Raw genomic sequence first — 19,031 nt, 5'->3', positions numbered from 1 at the left:
CACAGTAGGTGCCTCCTGCTCACCAGCAGTACCAATAGGATCTGTGTACTCAGGAATGGTCACTACTGGAGCAGGCTCATCCCCTTTGCTTGTAAGGATTTTTTCTTCTACTGGGCTAGTTTCATCCTTAGGAAATACTGTTACAACAGAGCTGCTTATTGTTTTTCCTTGGATAGCATAAGCTTCTATCGAATTACCAGCTTTACGATCTGTAGCCTCAGGAATGTCTAGTTGGACCTTGTTATCCTTAATGGTTAGAACAGTTTGTTCACCTGATGTGACAAGATGGTCCTCATCGACTTTTCTGAGTAGGAGAGGATCCTTGATGCCAGGGAATTTCACGGCAATAGCATCCCAATTACCAGCTGGTAGGGTTAAGGTAACAGTCTTATCTTTGGACTTAATAGGATCAAGGCTTGGACTATCGAGAGACACAGATGGTGCTTTTAAGATATCAAAGGAATCAAGAGAGATTTTCTTTCGCCCTTCTGGAGAATTTGGATCGACTTTCAAAGTAAGGACGTGATCACCATCAGCTAGATTGGTGAATTCGCCAATCAAAGCTCCTTTTTCAGTCGCTCCTGGAGTGTAGAAGTCAAGGGCTGGCATCTCTTTTCCATCCAGTGTGACAAGTGCCTTGCCTAGTGATGCTGTTTTTAATCCATAGATTCGGATACCTGTTCCAGAGAATGGGATGGTTGCAGTGGCTTCAGAAGCAAGGCTATCATCAGCGTTGATGTCAGCGTATTTTTCTGTAGAAGCATAGAGTTCTGCATCGCTCCAATCCTTAAACATGGAACCATACTGGATACGAGGGTCACGGTCGTCAATCTTCTCAACAGTTGCTCCTTGTCCTGGGAAGACTTTGAAGTAATCGAGAGAAATTTTTGCCCGCTCATTGGCACGTCCTTTGTGCTCGCGCTTAACAGTGATGGTCATGAGGTGAGAACCTGAAGAAAGATTTGTGTAACGTCCTATCAATACACCTTTTTCAGTTGCTCCTGCAGTATAGAAGTCAAGTTCTCCAACAGATTTACCATCGATTTTAACGTCAGCAAGTCCCAATTGAGATGACTTGAGTCCGTAGATTTCAATACCAGGTCCATTGAATGGAATAGTTGCAGTCGCATCCTTATCGGAGTAATTTCCATTTGAGATATCAGCGTATTTCTCTGTTCCACCAAAGAGTTCTGAGTCAGCCCAGTTTCCATAAGCAGAGCCGTACTGGATGCGCTTGTCACGGTCATCCATCAACTCAGTGAAGGCATCGATAGAAGCAGGATCTGAAACTGGTGTTGTACGGTCCCCTAGCATAGCCTTAACGCTATAAGTATAGGCATGACTAGAATCAATCGAGCGATCGACAAAGTGAGTTTGGTTGGTGATAAACTCACGAACGCTAGGAGTTTGGCTGTTTTCATCCTTGCTTTCTCGTCGGATGACATAATGACTTGCTCCCTCAACTGTGTTAAAGTCGAGTTCAGCTGTGACGGAATCTTTTCGAAGGGCTGATAAGCGAGTCACTCGTCCAGGGAAGTTTTCAAATGTAATGACATCACCCTTTTGAGTCGCAAGTTGGATACGGTTATCTTTGAGGCGACTAGCTTGAACTTCCTTGCCATTAATCTTGATAATACTAGATTCGATATTTGGATAGTCTACGACTAAGTCTCCACCAACATTAGAAAGGAAAGATAGCGTTTCAAGATTTTTCTCTTTCCATTTCATGCTGACTTCAAAGTTACCACGAGCGACTAAGCCTGAGACTTGCCCGTCTTTCCATGCATCTGGAAGGGCTGGTAATGGGGCAATGTAGCCTGTGTGAGACTGAAGGAGCATTTCTGCCATACCGCTGGTTGCACCAAAGTTTCCATCAATTTGGAAAGGCGCGTGCGTATCCCAGAGATTTTCTAGGGTTGAAGATCTGAGCTGTTCTGCCAACAAACGGTGGGCACGATTTCCATCTAGAAGACGGGCCCAGAGGTTGATTTTATTAGCCTTAGACCAACCGGTACCACCATCTCCACGATGGTTTAGGGTTGCGCGTGCTGCTTCCAGATATTCCGGCTGATCTTTGCCAAATAAAGTACCTGGGAAGAGCCCAACCAGATGAGAAACGTGACGGTGATGGTTTTCAATTCCTTCATTAGTGAATTGAGGACTGTCTTCCTCATACCATTCCTTGATTCGGCCATCTTGGTTGATATGAAGTGGTTTGAGCTTATCAAATTTAGCCTTCACTTCTGTCACCAAATCTTGGTCGACCTTCAGATGATTGGCTGCTTCCATATAGTCGTGGAATAGCTGCCAAACTAGAGATTGGTCAAAGGTATTCCCAATCGTGATAGTTCCATGTTCTGGTGAGTAGGATGGAGAAGAAACCCAGCGGTCACTAGCCTTGTCGTAGTGTAAGAAGGAGTTCCAGAACTTAGCTGTTTCCTTGAGCATTGGATAAATCTTTTCCTTAAGATAAGTTTCATCCTTGGTGAATTTGTAGTAGTCATAGACGTTCTGCATCATCCAAGCATTGGCAGCCGGAGACCAGCCCCAATAGTAGTTCCAACCAGGAGTGGTCCAGCCAAATGGTGTCGCCTGAGTATGAACCAACCAACCGTTTTCTTGCCCTTCTTTGGATTCGATACCTGCATATTCTTTAGCAGCGATACGACCATAATAGCGCATGTCGTCAATATAATTGATCATTGGCTTAGCTGTTTCTGCGAGATTACTCATGTAGGCAGGCCAATAGTTCATTTGTAGGTTGACATTGAGGTGGTAATCTGAGTTCCAAGGTGGATTATCTACAGCATTCCAGACCCCTTGCAAGTTTGCTGGAAGTGCATCTGTCCGGTTACGAGAAGAACTGATCAGTAGGTAACGTCCGTATTGGAAGAAGAGTTCTTCTAGTTTTTGCCCTTTTGTTGGATTATAGGTTTGGAGAGCTTCTTTTGTAGTTTGATTAGACTTGCTGCCGCCGAGGTTTAATTGAACACGATTGAAAAGACTCTGGTAATCCTTGATGTGGTCATTTTTCAGAGTCTCGTAGTCTTTGGCTTTGGCAGCTTCTACGATAGATTTGACAGTTTTTTCTACATCAATATCCTTGCGGTAATTGGTTTTCGGATTTTGAGCAAAATTAGTCTTGGCACTGAGTAGCAGTGTTGCATAACTTGCTCCCGTAACTGTCAAATAGCCATCTTGAGTAGTAACTTGTCCATCTGTCTTGATACCAAGATAAGAGGCAAATTTAAGACCGTTGTCTTTGACAGTTCCCTTGAGTAAAATACCATTAGAATCAACGCTAACAGTCCCTTGTTTGTATTTAGAATTCTCCCAAGAATAATCTCCATTAGCAAGTAAATCTTCAGTCAAGCTATTCCAAAGGGTAAAATCAAGCTTCTTATCTCCCTTTTTAGTCAAATGGGTAACAGTGACGTCATCTGGGTAACTAGAGAAGGTTTCTCGTTTGAAACTTGTCCCGTCTTGAGTATAGGAGGTAGTTGTGATAGCTTCAGAAATATCTAAGCCACGATGATAGTCAGTAACATTTTCCAAGCCCTTCTTTTGGTTATTAAAGACCATGAAGATATCACCGAAGGCTAGGTAGCGACCGTATTGGGCATTGTTTGGCCCAACCAAATTTCTCTCTGCTAGTTGTTTGGCTTTTTGACGGTCACCGTCTTCTAAGGCCTTACGGATTTCTGCTAAGACCTTGTAGCGATCTTTGTAGTTTCCGCCGTTGTAGTCTTGACTATCTGGCTGTGGGCCTCCAGACCAAAGGGTTTTTTCATTGTACTGGATTCTTTCTTCACCAATCAAGCCAAAGACTTTGGCACCCATTTCTCCATTTCCGACTGGAAGGGCTTGTTTTTCCCATCCGTCATAGGAAGGAGCAGTTGGTTGGTTGTAATGTAGTTCGTAATGTTCTTGCTTGTTCACAGGAAGTTCTGGTTTCTCGCTCTCCTTATTTTCAGCAGGGGCGGTAGCTGTCGTTGTCTCTGACTGACTACTTGTTTGAGGTAATTCTGGTTCTGCGATGGTTTGCTTCTCAGATGATTCAGCTATAGGCTGAGTCTCTGTGTTAGAAGCAACAACTTCCTCAACTTTCGTATCCGGTTTAGCCGAGGTTTCAGTAATTGTTGCCTCACTTTCCGGAATCTCGATACCGTCAGCAGCCACACCCTGTGCTGCTAAAAAAACAGCTCCTAGTAAAACAGAGGCAGCTCCGATGCTCAATTTTCGGATACTATACTTGCAGGACTTTTCCCAATATCTTTTATCCACAAAATTCTCCTTTCTCATATTTGGAAGCGCATACATTTTATTGCAAAAAAATAAGTCTTCAGAAATATGTGTGATTTTTCAGATAATCTTAATATAACAAATAAACAAAACTATTGCAAGGGCTTTCAAGGAAAATGGGGTTATTTTACTAAGTTTTACTAAGTATGAAGTATTTGCTAATTACTTAGGAAATCACAGTGGATGTAAGCGTAAATCAAACTAGTCAGGCGGGGGACTTTATGGTATAATATAGAAGACTCAAAAAGAAACAGGAGAAATATTATGGATCTTATTTTAGCAATTGTCTTGATTGTTTTAGCTTTTCTAGGAGGAGCTCTTGGAGGTATGTACTTGGTGCGCAAGCAAATCGAAAAAGAATTTGCGGATAACCCACGTTTGAACGCAGAAGCAGTTCGTACTCTCTTGAGTGCAAATGGTCAAAAGCCAAGCGAAGCTAAAGTACAACAAGTTTACCACCAAATCATTCGCCAACAAAAAGCAGCCCTTGCTAACAATAAAAAGAAATAAATAGGAAAAGTCTGGGATGAAAGTTCCAGACTTCTCACTATGTTTGACTGATATTTAGAGACAAGACTTTTTCCTTGCATTCTATTGATAATTGATTATGATTAAGAGGGAGACAGTGGGGAGTTACCCAATCTGTCAGAAATTTCAGAAAGAAATGAATAATAATTATCAATCAGAAAAAAATACTAGAAAGAAGACTGTATGGATAATCGACCGATTGGTTTTTTGGATTCGGGCGTTGGAGGTTTGACGGTTGTACGTGAACTCATGCGCCAGCTTCCCCATGAAGAAATCGTCTATATTGGAGATTCGGCACGGGCTCCTTATGGTCCCCGTCCTGCTGAGCAGATTCGTGAATATACTTGGCAACTGGTCAACTTTCTTTTGACCAAGGATGTTAAGATGATTGTCATTGCGTGTAATACAGCAACGGCAGTCGTCTGGGAAGAGATTAAAGCCAAGTTGGATATTCCGGTGTTGGGTGTGATTTTGCCTGGTGCATCAGCAGCTATCAAAGCAAGTCAAGGTGGGAAAATCGGTGTGATTGGAACCCCGATGACGGTAAAATCAGATATTTATCGACAAAAGATTCATGATCTAGACCCAGATTTACAAGTGGAAAGCTTGGCCTGCCCTAAGTTTGCTCCCTTGGTCGAGTCAGGTGCTCTATCGACCAGTGTGACCAAGAAGGTGGTCTATGAAACCTTGCGTCCCTTGGTTGGAAAGGTGGATAGCCTGATTTTAGGTTGTACCCATTATCCGCTTCTTCGCCCCATCATCCAAAATGTGATGGGACCAGATGTAAAACTCATCGATAGTGGTGCAGAGTGCGTGCGAGACATCTCTGTCTTGCTCAATTATTTTGAAATCAATCGTAGCCGTGATGCAGGTCCGCTGCAACACCGATTTTATACAACAGCGAATAGTCAGAGTTTTGCCCAGATTGGTGCAGAATGGCTGGAAAAAGAGATTCATGTGGAGCATGTAACATTATGACAAACAAAATTTATGAATACAAGGACGACCAGGACTGGTATGTTGGATCCTACAGTGTTTTTGGTGGCATTCGGACTTTGACGGATGATGACTTAGCGTTTCCTTTGTTTGATTTAGCCAAAATCTTTCGAGATGAGGAGCGAGGATTTCCGCTTTCAGTCACTGTTTTACGATATGGTTCAGCCTATCGCTTACTCTCTTTTGTGGTAGATATTCTCAACCAAGAAGCGAACCGAAACTTAGAAGTCATTCAACGTCAAGGTGCCTTGCTCTTAGTTGAAAATGGTCAACTTCTGCATGTGGAATTGCCTAAAGAAGGAGTCAACGTTCAAGATTTCTTTGAGACAAACAAGGTCAGAGAAACTTTGCTGATTGCAACTCGTAACGAGGGCAAGACCAAGGAATTTCGTGCTATCTTTGATAAGCTAGGTTATGATGTAGAAAATCTCAATGACTATCCTGATCTGCCTGAAGTAGCTGAAACAGGTATGACCTTTGAAGAAAATGCTCGCCTTAAGGCTGAAACCATCTCCAAATTAACAGGCAAGATGGTGCTAGCAGATGACTCAGGTCTCAAAGTCGATGTCCTCGGTGGATTGCCAGGTGTCTGGTCAGCTCGATTTGCAGGAGTAGGGGCTACTGACCAAGAAAATAATGCTAAACTCTTGCACGAATTAGCCATGGTCTTTGAACTCAAGGACCGTTCAGCTCAATTCCATACAACCCTGGTCGTAGCTAGCCCAGGTAAGGAAAGCTTGGTGGTCGAAGCTGATTGGCCAGGCTACATTAACTTTGAACCTAAGGGTGAAAATGGCTTTGGTTATGATCCGCTCTTTTTAGTAGGAGAAACTGGCAAATCATCAGCTGAATTAACCCTCGAAGAAAAAAATAGTCAATCCCACCGTGCCTTAGCCGTTAAGAAACTTTTGGAGGTATTTCCATCATGGCAAAGCAAACCATCATTGTAATGAGTGACTCCCACGGAGATAGCTTGATTGTAGAAGAAATCCGTAACCGCTATCTGGGGAAAGTCGATGCTATTTTTCACGATGGTGACTCTGAGCTTCGCCCAGATTCACCCCTCTGGGAAGGAATCCAGGTCGTCAGAGGGAACATGGATTTTTATTCAGATTATCCAGAACGCTTGGTGACTCAACTGGGTCCTACCAAGATCATCCAGACCCATGGACACTTATTTGACATTAACTTCAATTTCCAAAAGCTTGATTTCTGGGCGCAGGAAGAAGATGCAGATATCTGTCTTTATGGGCACTTGCATGTTCCAAACGCTTGGATGGAAGGGAAGACTCTCTTTCTAAACCCTGGTTCTATCAGTCAGCCACGTGGGACTATCAGAGAATGCCTCTATGCCCGTGTAGAGATTGATGATAGCTACTTTAAAGTGGACTTTTTGACACGTAACCATGAGGTCTATCCAGGCTTATCCAAGGAGTTTGCTCGATGATTGCCAAGGAGTTTGAACAGTTTTTACTGGAGCAAGAGGAAACCTTTTTAACTCCTGCTGAAAATTTGGCTGTACTCATTGATAGCCACAATGCAGATCATGCAATTCTCCTCCTTAGCCAGATGACCTATACCAGAGTGCCAGTAGTGACTGATGAGAAAGAATTTGTCGGAACCATTGGACTTAGAGACATTCTGGCCTACCAGATGGAGCAGGGCTTGAGTCAGGAAGCTATGGCAGACACGGATATCGTGCACATGACCAAGAAGGACGTAGCAGTTGTCAGTCCAGACTATCGCCTCACGGATGTTTTGCACAAGCTAGTGGACGAGTCCTTCTTACCAGTTGTGGATGCAGAGGGGATTTTCCAAGGCATTATCACGCGTAAGTCCATCCTCAAGGCAGTAAATGCTCTCTTGCATGACTTTAGTAAGGAATATGAGATTCGAAGCAAATGAGAGAAGGAATTTCAGTATTTTTAGAAGAAAAACAAGGTTTGTCTGTAAATTCTAAGCAATCCTATAAGTATGACTTGGAGCAGTTTTTAGATTTGATTGGAGAACGAATCTCTGAGACAAGTTTAAAAATCTACCAAGCTCAACTATCTCAGTTTAAAATCAGTGCCCAAAAGCGTAAGGTTTCTGCTTGCAATCAATTTCTTTACTTTTTATACCAGAAGGGGGAAATTGGTACCTTTTATCGTTTAGAATTGCCGAAACAGGCTGAGAAAAAACAAGTCAAGTCAGAGCTTTTAGACTTGAGTTCTTTCTGGCAAGAAAGTGCCTATCCAGAGGGACGCTTGTTGGCCTTACTGATAGTTGAATTGGGCCTCTTACCAAGTGAAATTCTAGCCTTAAAAACAAATGATGTGAATCTAGACTTTCAAGTATTGAGAATCAATAAAGCTTCTCAACAAAGAATCTTGAGCCTTCCTACAAACTTGCTTGCAGAGTTAGAACCCTTGATGGGGCAGACCTATCTCTTTGAAAAAGCTGGGAAGCCATACTCCCGTCAGTGGGCCTTTCGTCAGTTAGAAGCCTTTCTAAAGGAAAAAGGTTTTTCAGATTTATCGGCTCAAGGATTGAGAGAACAGTTTATATTAAGACAAATCGAAGAAAAGGTTGACTTGTACGAAATTGCTAAAAAATTAGGATTAAAGACAGTCATGACCTTGGAAAAATATAGATAATGGATATTAAATTAAAAGATTTTGAAGGGCCTTTGGATCTTCTTTTGCACTTGGTTTCAAAGTACCAGATGGATATCTATGATGTGCCGATTACAGAGGTTATCGAGCAATATCTAGCCTATATCTCGACATTACAAGCTATGCGTTTGGAAGTCGCAGGTGAGTACATGGTCATGGCTAGTCAACTCATGCTGATCAAGAGTCGCAAGCTCTTGCCAAAGGTTGCAGAAGTGACAGACCTAGAGGATGACCTGGAGCAGGACCTCCTTTCTCAAATCGAAGAATACCGTAAGTTTAAACTTTTGGGAGAGCAGTTGGAAGCCAAGCATCAAGAACGAGCTCAGTATTACTCAAAAGCGCCGACAGAGTTGATTTATGAGGATGCTGAACTTGTCCACGATAAGACTACTATCGATCTTTTCTTAGCCTTTTCAAACTTGCTTTCCAAGAAAAAGGAAGAATTCTCGCAAAGTCACACAACCATTTTACGAGATGAGTACAAGATTGAGGATATGATGGTTATCGTCCGAGAAGCCTTACTTGAAGGTCAGCAATTATGCTTGCAAGATTTGTTTAAAGAAACCAAGGATTTACAAGAGGTCATCACGCTCTTTTTAGCGACCTTGGAGTTGATTAAAACCCAAGAAATTCTCTTAATTCAAAAAGAGAGCTTTGGAGATATCTATCTCATGAAAAAGAAAGACGAAAATCAAGTAGAACAAAGTCAGGCTTGATAGAGAGGAAATATGAGTACTTTAGCAGAAATAGAAGCGCTCTTGTTTGTAGCGGGTGAAGAGGGGATAAGGATTCGCCAGTTGGCTGAACTCCTTTCTTTGCCACCGACTGGGATTCAGCAAAGTCTTGAAAAATTAGCCAAAAAGTATGAAAAAGACCAGGATTCCAGTTTAGCCTTGATTGAGACAGGTGGTGCCTATAGATTGGTAACCAAGCCTCAATTTGCAGCTATTTTGAAAGAATATTCTAAGGCGCCCATCAACCAGAGTCTATCTCGAGCTGCGCTAGAAACCTTGTCCATCATTGCTTATAAGCAGCCTATCACACGGATAGAAATTGATGCCATCCGTGGGGTCAACTCGAGTGGAGCCTTGGCAAAGTTGCAGGCTTTTGATCTGATAAAGGAAGACGGGAAAAAAGAGGTTTTGGGTCGCCCTAATCTCTATGTAACTACGGATTATTTCCTAGATTACATGGGTATTAATCATCTGGAAGAATTACCAGTGATAGATGAACTTGATATTCAAGCACAAGAAAGCCAATTATTTGGTGAAAGGATAGAAGAAGATGAGAATCAATAAATATATTGCCCACGCAGGTGTGGCCAGTAGGAGAAAAGCAGAAGAGTTGATCAAGCAAGGCTTGGTGACGGTTAACGGACAGGTAGTACGTGAACTAGCAACGACCATTAAGTCAGGCGACAAGGTCGAAGTTGAAGGCCAACCAATCTACAACGAAGAAAAAGTCTACTATCTGCTTAACAAACCGCGCGGTGTGATTTCCAGTGTGACAGATGACAAGGGTCGCAAGACTGTTGTGGATCTCTTGCCTAATGTGAAAGAGCGTATTTACCCTGTGGGACGTTTGGACTGGGATACGTCTGGAGTTTTGATTTTGACCAATGATGGGGATTTTACAGATGAGATGATTCACCCTCGTAATGAGATTGATAAGGTCTATGTTGCGCGTGTGAAAGGGATTGCCAACAAAGAAAATCTTCGTCCCTTGACTCGAGGGGTTGAGATTGATGGCAAGAAAACCAAGCCAGCTGTTTATGAGATTCTTAAAGTAGATCCAGTTAAAAACCGTTCAGTTGTACAGTTGACAATCCATGAGGGACGCAATCACCAGGTCAAAAAAATGTTTGAAGCTGTTGGTCTCCAAGTAGATAAACTCTCTCGAACTCGTTTTGGTCATCTAGATTTGACAGGACTTCGTCCAGGAGAATCACGCCGTCTCAATAAAAAAGAAATCAGCCAACTACACACCATGGCTGTAACAAATAATAAATAATGAAAAAAATCTTAATTGCGCCAGTGCGCTTTTACCAACGATTTATCACGCCGGCCTTTCCACCGTCTTGCAGATTTGAGCCTAGTTGTTCAAACTATATGATTCAGGCAATTGAAAAACATGGATTCAAGGGAGTTTTGATGGGCTTGGCTAGGATATTACGTTGCCATCCTTGGTCTAAAACGGGTAAAGATCCAGTACCGGACTACTTTTCATTAAAGCGAAATACAAGAGAAGAAGGATCACATTTGTGATTCTTTTATTGTTATAAGAGTAAGTTACTTGGGAAAATGTTGATTTCCACTACCTTTCTCCTATAAAAAGTGGTAAAATGGTTGAAAGAAAGAAGGGATAGAAATGACAACATTATTTTCTAAAATCAAAGAAGTAACAGAACTTTCCGCTATCTCAGGTCATGAAGCACCTGTTCGCGCTTATCTTCGTGAAAAATTAACACCTCACGTGGATGAAGTTGTGACTGATGGCTTGGGTGGTATTTTTGGGGTTAAACACTCAGAAGTTGAAAATGCACCTCGTGTTTTGGTAGCCTCTCACATGGATGAAGTTGGTTTTATGGTTAGTGAAATCAAGCCAGACGGGACTTTCCGAGTAGTCAGCATTGGTGGTTGGAACCCTATGGTTGTCAGCAGCCAACGCTTTAAACTCTTTACACGTGAAGGACGTGAGATTCCAGTAATTTCAGGTTCAGTTCCTCCACATTTGACTCGTGGCACAGGTGGACCAACCATGCCAGCTATTTCAGATATCGTTTTTGACGGTGGTTTTGCAGATAAGGCTGAGGCTGAAAGTTTTGGTATCCGTCCTGGGGACACAATCGTGCCAGATAGTAGTGCGATTCTAACTGCTAATGAAAAAAATATCATCTCAAAAGCATGGGATAACCGTTACGGTGTGCTTATGGTTAGCGAATTAGCTGAAAACTTGTCAGGCCAAAAACTAGGAAATGAACTTTATCTTGGTGCTAACGTCCAAGAAGAAGTTGGACTTCGTGGTGCCCATGCATCTACAACAAAATTTGATCCAGAAGTATTCCTTGCGGTGGATTGCTCACCAGCAGGTGATGTTTATGGTGGTCAAGGTAAGATTGGTGATGGAACCTTGATTCGTTTCTACGATCCAGGTCACTTGCTTCTCCCAGGCATGAAGGACTTCCTTTTGACAACTGCTGAAGAAGCTGGTATCAAGTACCAATACTACTGTGGAAAAGGTGGAACTGACGCAGGTGCAGCTCATCTGAAAAATGGTGGTGTCCCATCAACAACAATCGGTGTCTGCGCTCGTTATATCCACTCTCATCAAACACTTTATGCCATGGACGATTTCCTTGAAGCCCAAGCTTTTCTACAAGCCTTGGTTAAAAAATTGGATCGTTCTACAGTAGATTTGATCAAAAATTACTAAACTAAAAAGATGGAGGTGATAGGTATGGAAGAACCAAACCTAGAAACCTTGATACGGGACCTTTACAATCATGCCCGTCAAAACTTGAGTGAAGATTTAGTGGCTGCACTCCTAGAAACTGCTAAGAAATTGCCCAGCACCAATGAGCGCTTGCTTGCAGTCCGACTTTCAGGGCTAGTCACACTTGAACTCCTCAAGAATCCTAGAACACCGGCGCCAGAGTTAGTTAATCTGGCCCGCTATATCAAAAAGGAAGAAGCAAGGTACAAGGGTGCAGCTGCCTCTTCCTTTATGATTGGAGAGCTATTTAAAATGCTTTGATTCAAAAGAATCAAAGCATTTTTTTATCTTAGATTTGTTCAGCCAAAACCTTTTCAGCAAGGTTCATAGCATGGTCTGACACACGAGTATAGTGTGAAATGATGTCGATAAAGTTGACACCTGCTTGGGTAGAACATTCACCATTGTTTAGGCGTTTGATGTGAGTCTTACGAAGGACACGTTCCATCTTGTTGATGGCTTCATGGCGTTCAATAAGAGCTTGAGCTTTTTCAAGGTCATTGTTTTCAACACTTTCAAGAGCATCTTTAACGAAATCGCTTGTTTGACGGTAAATCTCTTCCAACTCTTCTAGGGCTGAGTTAGAGAATTGAACATTCTTGCGTTGCAAGTAGTCGTTAAGATTAATCAAAGCTTCAGCGTGGTCACCGATACGTTCCAAGTCTCGAGAAGAGTCAAGGATGTTGGTTAATACTTCACTCTCTTTTTGGCTCAATGCTTCACTAGATAGACTAATGAGGTAACGTGTTAATTTCTCGTCGATTGTGTTGATAGCTTCTTCAGTCTTGTGTCCCTTTTCTGCGACTTTTTCGTTAGAATTGATAATGTAGTCGTAAGAAAGATCGAATGCTTTTACAGCATAGTTTCCTAGGTGCAAGAGTTCTTTCTTGGCATTTCCTAGGGCGATAGAAGGAGCTTGCTTGATGAGTTGTTCATCCAGGTAAAGAGGTTCGTATTTAACAACTTCGTCTTCACCAGGGATTAGCTTAGTAACAAAGTAAGCCAAAGCACCGATGAATGGGAATTGTACAATGGTGTTACTTACGTTAAAGGCACCGTGTGAAAAGGCAATCGTCATCTCAGGTGAGAGGTGAAGTAGAGCCTGGAAGTACTCAATCATTGAAGTGAATGGGCCTAACAAGATTAAGCAGAGGATGGTTCCTAGAACGTTAAAGGTAACGTGCGTTGCTGCAACGCGCTTCGCAGATACATTGGCACCAGCTGCCGCGATGATAACGGTTAAGGTTGTACCGATATTATCTCCGAATAGGACTGGTAGTGCCCCTTTGAGGTCGAGGAATCCACCTGCATAAAGACCTTGTAGGATCCCGATGGTTGCAGAAGATGCCTGAATCAGAACGGTAATAACTGCACCAGCAACAACTCCCAAGATAGGATTTTGACCCAAGGTAACCATGTATTCCTTAAACTGAGGCAAGTCTTTAAGAGGGCTCATCCCAGCACTAATGAGGTTGAGGGCATAGAAGATACCACCCACACCAAAAAGGATACGTCCAATATTATTTGCAGTACGGTTTTTAGTAAAGAATAAGAACATGGTTCCAAGGAAAATCAAGGGTAGGGCATACTCGCCAAGTTTGAAACCGATGATGAAGGACGTTACGGTCGTTCCAATATTGGCTCCCATGATAATCCCGATGGCCTGTCTAAGGGTGAGGAGACTAGCACTGACTAGTCCAACCGTAATAACCGTTACACCTGTACTTGACTGGATTAGGGCAGTGACGACAATCCCCACTAAAACTCCTAAGAAGGGATTACTTGTGTACTTGTCAATGTAATATCGAAGGCGGTCTCCAGCAGCTTGTTGTAAACCGTCTCCCATGGTCTTGATACTATATAAAAATAGACCCAGACCACCTAAAAAGTGAAAAATAATTTCCTGCCAATTAATGGACATTTTCTTTTTCCTCCGAAAAATAATCGCGGAATTTCTCCCATTCTATTTTAAAGGATAAAAGTAAATCTAACAAGTAGTAAATGCTCTTTTTTTGAGAAAAATGTTGATTTTATTCGAAAAATGGTCAATGATTGTCTAATTTATATTAATTCTTCACTTCTTTATAGTTCTTGAAGGGCTAGTGTTGACTCTTTTTCTAAATATCGTAAAATAAAAATGACCTGTTCTGTGTATTTTTGGAACAGCTACTTTTTTAATTCAAAAATAAAGCGCTTACTTTTTATGGAAAGTCAAAGGAGAAAAAGATGAAGAATCCATTTTTTGAAAAACATTGTCGCTATAGTATTCGAAAATTGTCAGTGGGTGCCTGCTCATTGATGATTGGTTCAGTTCTATTTGCAGGTCCAGCTTTGGCTGAAGAGTCTGTCGTTCCAGAAAATGGGGCAACAACTACAGCAGTAGCTTCAGAACAACCGTCAGCCACTACTCCAGCAGAAGCAACCACACCAGCACCAGAAGTATTGAAGGAACTGGAAGCGACGGAAGATAAGACTAGCGAGCAGCCTGTTTCAGAAGAGAAACCAAGTTTGGATCAATTGACTGCAGCTGATAAGGAAGCAACTAATCCAGTTGCTGAAACGCCTAAGGCTGAAGAAACGCCTGCTACTACAGAAAATAAGCCAGAAGAAAAAGCTACGGTCTCTGATGTTCCTAAGAAAGAAGAAAAAAGTCTCCGACCAAAAGAAATTAAGTTTGACACATGGGAAGATTTGTTGAAATGGGAACCAGGTGCTCGCGAAGACGATGCTATTAACCGCTCTTCAGTGGAACTAGCCAAGCGCTATCGTGGACATGTAGTTAACGAAAAAGCTAATAAGGACGCTAAGGTTGAAGCTCTTGCAAATACCAACTCTAAGGCTAAAGACCACGCTTCTGTAGGTGGTGAAGAGTTTAAAGCCTACGCTTTCGACTACTGGCAATACTTGAATTCAATGGTCTTCTGGGAAGGACTTGTTCCAACTCCAGACGTGATTGATGCTGGTCACCGTAATGGTGTTCCTGTATTGGGTACCCTATTCTTCAACTGGTCAAATAGCATTGCAGACCAAGAAAAATTTGCTGCAGCCCTTCAACAAGATGAAGACGGAACTTTCCCTATCGCTCGTAAATTGGTTGATTTAGCTAAATATTATGGATTTGATGGTTACTTTATCAACCAAGAAACAACAGGTGATATCGTGACGCCTCTTGGTAAGAAAATGCGTGACTTCATGCTTTACACCAAGGAATATGCTGCCAAAGTCAACCATCCAGTCAAATATTCTTGGTACGATGCCATGACCTATGAATATGGTCGTTATCACGAAGACGGACTTGGTGAATACAATTATCCATTCATGCAAAAAGAGGGAGACAAGGTTCCTGCGGATCATTTCTTTGCCAACTTTAACTGGACCAAAGAGAAAAATGACTACTCTGTAACTATGGCAAAATGGCTAGAGCGTAGCCAGTACGATGTCTTTGCAGGATTGGAATTGCAACAAGGTGGTTCCTACAAGACAAAAGTGAAATGGGATGCCCTTTTTGATGAAAATGGTAAACTTCGCTTGTCACTTGGTCTCTTTGCGCCAGATACTATTACAAGTCTTGGTAAGACAGGAGAAGATTATCACAAGAATGAAAACATCTTCTTCACAGGTTACCAAGGAGATCCAACTGGTCAAAAACCAGAGGATAAGGACTGGTACGGGATTGCCAACCTCGTAGCTGATCGTACACCAGCAGTGGGACGTAGCTTCACAACATCCTTTAACACTGGACATGGTAAAAAATGGTTTGTAGACGGTAAAGTCTCCAAGGATTCTGAATGGAACTATCGTTCTGTATCAGGTATCTTGCCTACATGGCGCTGGTGGCAAACATCCTCAGCTGCTAAACTTCAAGCTGACTATGACTTTGAAGATGCCTACAATGGAGGTAACTCACTCAAGTTTGCGGGTGATTTAGCTGAAAATACCAACCAAGATGTTCGTCTCTACTCTACAAAACTGGAAGTAACAGATAAAACGAAACTCCGTGTCGCCCATAAAGGTGGTAAGGGAAGCAAGGTCTATGTAGAGTTTGCGACTCAGAAAAACTATACTTACGGTGGCGAGAATGCTCGTAAAGAACTGACTCTATCTGACGATTGGACAAAAGACGAATTTGACTTGAGTGCCTTGGCTGGTCAGACCATTTACGGTATCAAGCTTACTATCGAAAACACTGCTGCTCTTAAGGATTACCAATTCAATTTGGGTGAGTTGACCGTGTCAGATAATCAAGAGGCTCCTCAAGCACCAACAGCTCTTAAAGTAGCTAAACAATCTCTGAAAAATGCCCAAGAAGCGGAAGCCATTGTCCAATTTACTGGTAATAAAGACACTGATTTCTATGAAGTTTATGAGAAGGATGGCGATGCTTGGCGCCTATTGACAGGTTCATCTGCAACTACAATCTACCTACCAAAAGTTAGCCGTTCAGCCAGTGCAACTGGTACTAGTCAAGAGTTGAAGGTTGTCGCAGTTGGCAAGAACGGTCTTCGCTCTGAAGCAGCAACTACAAACTTTGAGTGGGGAATGACTGTCCAAGATACCAGTCTTCCAAGACCTCTTGCAGAAAATATCGTTCCAGGGGCTACTGTTATCGGAAGTACCTTCCCAAATACAGAAGGTGGAGAAGGTATCGAAGGTATGTTGAATGGGACCATCACCAGTCTATCTGACAAATGGTCTTCTGCTCAATTAAGTGGTAGTGTTGATATCCGTTTGACACAACCACGCCGTGTTGTGAGATGGGTTATGGATCACGCAGGTGCTGGTGGAGAGTCTGTTAATGATGGCTTGATGAACACCAAAGACTTTGACCTTTACTACAAAGATGAAGCAGGTGAATGGAAACTAGCTAAAGCTGTTCGTGGCAATAAAGCCCATGTTTCAGATATCACCCTTGATAGCCCAATCACTGCGCAAGACTGGCGTTTGCACGTTATTACATCCGACAATGGAACACCATGGAAAGCTATCCGCATCTACAACTGGAAGATGTATGAAACTCTTGATACGGAGAGCCAAAACATTCCAATGAGTAAAGTTGCAGCGCGTGTTCTAACAGACAATAAGGTTCAGCTCGGCTTCTCAGAAGTTCCTGCTGGGGCAACCATCACAGTCTATGACAAGGCAGATTCACAAACTCCAATCGCTACCTTAAATACAGCAGTTGGAGGGGATTTGGCAACAGAACCATTGAGTTTTGAAAAACGTCCAAACCTTCTTTACTACCGTACACAATTGCCAGGTAAAGAAATCAGTAATACTCTTGCTGTGACGATTCCTCAGGATGAAAGAAAGATTAAGGCTGTCAGTCTAGAAGTAGCACCTAAAAAGGCAACTTATCAAGTTGGTGAGGAATTGAATCTTAAAGGTGGTCTTCTCCGTGTCAAATACGAAGGTGAAGAATCAGATGAAGTCATCAACCTTAGTCATGCAGGAGTTACTGTTAATGGCTACGATGCTCACCATCATGGCGAACAAGAGTTAACAGTAACCTATCTTGGTCTTCCAGTTGCAGGTAGCTTTAAGATTCAAGTCACTGGTGAAGAAACTGGTCCAAAAGAGGTAGCAGCCTTGTATATTAGCAAGCAACCGAAAATTGACTACTTGGTAGGTGATGCTCTAAACTTATCAGAAGGACGTTTTAAGGTCTTGTATGATGATGAGACAGAGACTGAACATAGCTTTACAGACCAAGGAGTCGAAATTACAGGTTATGATTCTCAAAAAACAGGCCGTCAAAAACTTCAGTTGCACTATCAAGGACAAACTGTCGACTTTGATGTTCTAGTATCACCTAAGGCAGCCATTAACGACGAATATCTGAAACAAGAAATCACATCTGCTCAAGGACGCAAAGAAACAATAGCTTATACATTTGCTGATGCCGAAAAACAAGCAGCTCTTGCTGAGAAGCTTGATGCAGCGAAAGCTATCTTAGAAAATCATGATGCTAGTCAAGAAGCAGTCAACCAGGCCTTGAATGACTTGAAACAAGCTGGTACTGAATTGGATGGCAATCAACGTTATCAAACTGCTAGAGAAGAATTGGAGAGCTTGCTCGAATCTGTCCTTGAAAAAGATCCTAAATCTGAGTTGATTGTGCAAGCTGAGACTTTATTATCTTCACAAACGCCAACTCCAGAATCCTTTGCGGACATGAAAGAAAAGCTGAATAAGAAACTAGCTTCTGCAGAAGAAAGTCATCATGTGGGTAGCTTAGAAGAAGGAGAAACTGCGCCAACAGTTGAAGCGCTACCTGAGTTAGTGATTGAAACAGAAACTCAAACCTTCGAACGCCAAGAACGTCCAGCAGGAGACCTCTTGTTGGGTGAACGTCGTATTGTTCAGGTAGGTGTAGAAGGGCAGACTCGTCGTCTGATTGAAGTAGATGCCAAAGGTAACCGTACTCTTCTTAAAACAGAAGTAGTCAAGGAAGCAGTTGCAGAAATCACTGAAGTTGGTACCAAGGTAGAAAGCCGAGTTCAACCGCTAGAAGGTCCAAAAGTCTTAGAAGTTAAGAAGCCAAGCTTGGTTGTGGAAGAAGAAGTTCTTGCATATGGACATGAAGAAAGAGTAAATCCTAGCCTCCCAGTAGGAGAACGACGCTTGGTTCAAGTAGGAGTTGCAGGTCTTCGTAGAAACCTTGTAGAGATTGATTCTGAAGGACATCGCAGTCTTAAGGGAACGGAAGTTCTCAAGGAAGCCGTAACTGAGATTGTTGAAGTCGGTACAAAAATAGTTAAAGTACCAGGTGACAGACCAGTTACACCTGCTCCAGCGACTCAAGATACTAAGAAGGAAATTAGAAAAACAGAACCTAAGACTGAAACATCCGTTTCGCTAGTTCAAGCAAGCCAGGCAGCGAAGCAAGAACCAGCAAAAACAGAAGCACAAGCTGAAAAAATTGAAGGAAAACAACTTCCAAATACAGGTACAGAAGTAGATGCAAATCTAGTAGCTCTTGGCCTAGCTGGAGTTTTAAGTGGCTTTGGTTTGCTAGCTCAAAAGAAAAAAGAAGATTAAGATAGAGAGTGTATCTAACAC

Annotated in this window: 15 protein-coding genes; 13 read left to right on the top strand and 2 right to left on the bottom strand. The window is 42.3% G+C overall.

The genetic code is table 11. From position 1 onward, the window contains the following. Positions 1 to 4,284 (bottom strand): glycosyl hydrolase family 95 catalytic domain-containing protein (locus tag HMPREF2619_RS02080; RefSeq protein ID WP_083279569.1); only part of this gene is annotated, 4,284 nt, incomplete at its 3' end. A gap of 282 nt (positions 4,285 to 4,566) precedes the next feature. On the opposite strand from HMPREF2619_RS02080, the gene HMPREF2619_RS02075 reads away from it, so the two are divergent. From HMPREF2619_RS02075 to HMPREF2619_RS02020, 12 genes are all read left to right on the top strand, one after another. Continuing rightward, the gene (locus HMPREF2619_RS02075) at positions 4,567 to 4,812 is read left to right on the top strand and encodes a YneF family protein (RefSeq protein ID WP_004251708.1); all 246 of its coding nucleotides are present in this window, start codon (positions 4,567 to 4,569) and stop codon (positions 4,810 to 4,812) included. A 201-nt stretch (positions 4,813 to 5,013) separates the two neighbouring features. Beyond that, on the top strand, positions 5,014 to 5,808 hold the full coding sequence (gene racE / locus HMPREF2619_RS02070; protein WP_000370361.1) for a glutamate racemase: 795 nt from the start codon (positions 5,014 to 5,016) through the stop codon (positions 5,806 to 5,808). After that, complete coding sequence (locus HMPREF2619_RS02065; RefSeq protein ID WP_070458696.1) at positions 5,805 to 6,776, top strand: nucleoside-triphosphate diphosphatase; 972 nt, start codon at positions 5,805 to 5,807, stop codon at positions 6,774 to 6,776. Before racE ends, HMPREF2619_RS02065 begins: the two co-directional genes overlap by 4 nt. Next, complete coding sequence (locus HMPREF2619_RS02060) at positions 6,752 to 7,273, top strand: metallophosphoesterase (RefSeq protein WP_001118959.1); 522 nt, start codon at positions 6,752 to 6,754, stop codon at positions 7,271 to 7,273. The genes HMPREF2619_RS02065 and HMPREF2619_RS02060 overlap by 25 nt, the downstream gene beginning before the upstream one ends. After that, positions 7,270 to 7,731 (top strand): cyclic-di-AMP-binding protein CbpB, encoded by a 462-nt coding sequence (cbpB, locus tag HMPREF2619_RS02055; protein WP_070458694.1) that lies wholly within the window; start codon positions 7,270 to 7,272, stop codon positions 7,729 to 7,731. The genes HMPREF2619_RS02060 and cbpB overlap by 4 nt, the downstream gene beginning before the upstream one ends. Next, positions 7,728 to 8,462: a site-specific tyrosine recombinase XerD gene (gene xerD / locus HMPREF2619_RS02050; protein ID WP_070458691.1), complete on the top strand. Its 735-nt coding sequence runs from the start codon at positions 7,728 to 7,730 to the stop codon at positions 8,460 to 8,462. Before cbpB ends, xerD begins: the two co-directional genes overlap by 4 nt. Further along, complete coding sequence (locus HMPREF2619_RS02045; RefSeq protein WP_070458689.1) at positions 8,462 to 9,196, top strand: segregation/condensation protein A; 735 nt, start codon at positions 8,462 to 8,464, stop codon at positions 9,194 to 9,196. Before xerD ends, HMPREF2619_RS02045 begins: the two co-directional genes overlap by 1 nt. Positions 9,197 to 9,208: 12 nt before the next feature. Further along, entirely contained in the window at positions 9,209 to 9,778 is a 570-nt protein-coding gene (gene scpB, locus HMPREF2619_RS02040; protein ID WP_070458687.1) for an SMC-Scp complex subunit ScpB, read from the top strand. Next, the gene (locus HMPREF2619_RS02035; RefSeq protein ID WP_016466836.1) at positions 9,765 to 10,490 is read left to right on the top strand and encodes a pseudouridine synthase; all 726 of its coding nucleotides are present in this window, start codon (positions 9,765 to 9,767) and stop codon (positions 10,488 to 10,490) included. Before scpB ends, HMPREF2619_RS02035 begins: the two co-directional genes overlap by 14 nt. Then, entirely contained in the window at positions 10,490 to 10,744 is a 255-nt protein-coding gene (gene yidD / locus HMPREF2619_RS02030) for a membrane protein insertion efficiency factor YidD (protein ID WP_070458685.1), read from the top strand. The genes HMPREF2619_RS02035 and yidD overlap by 1 nt, the downstream gene beginning before the upstream one ends. Before the next feature lie 103 nt (positions 10,745 to 10,847). Continuing rightward, on the top strand, positions 10,848 to 11,912 hold the full coding sequence (pepA, locus tag HMPREF2619_RS02025) for a glutamyl aminopeptidase (protein ID WP_000209210.1): 1,065 nt from the start codon (positions 10,848 to 10,850) through the stop codon (positions 11,910 to 11,912). Positions 11,913 to 11,936: 24 nt separating this feature from the next. Continuing rightward, on the top strand, positions 11,937 to 12,233 hold the full coding sequence (locus HMPREF2619_RS02020; RefSeq protein WP_070458683.1) for a bacteriocin immunity family protein: 297 nt from the start codon (positions 11,937 to 11,939) through the stop codon (positions 12,231 to 12,233). Positions 12,234 to 12,261: 28 nt separating this feature from the next. Here HMPREF2619_RS02020 and HMPREF2619_RS02015 read toward each other — a convergent pair whose 3' ends face one another. Beyond that, a complete protein-coding gene (locus HMPREF2619_RS02015; RefSeq protein ID WP_070458680.1) occupies positions 12,262 to 13,893 on the bottom strand; it encodes a Na/Pi cotransporter family protein in 1,632 nt (543 codons plus the stop codon). A 305-nt stretch (positions 13,894 to 14,198) separates the two neighbouring features. Between HMPREF2619_RS02015 and HMPREF2619_RS02010 the strand changes: the two genes are divergently transcribed. Continuing rightward, on the top strand, positions 14,199 to 19,010 hold the full coding sequence (locus HMPREF2619_RS02010) for an endo-beta-N-acetylglucosaminidase (RefSeq protein WP_070458678.1): 4,812 nt from the start codon (positions 14,199 to 14,201) through the stop codon (positions 19,008 to 19,010). Positions 19,011 to 19,031: the final 21 nt, after the last annotated feature.

Source organism: Streptococcus sp. HMSC074B11 (genome assembly GCF_001808705.1).
Lineage (GTDB): Bacteria > Bacillota > Bacilli > Lactobacillales > Streptococcaceae > Streptococcus.
The sequence above is the reverse complement of the archived record's forward strand: the minus strand, read 5'-3'. Positions and strand labels throughout refer to the sequence as shown.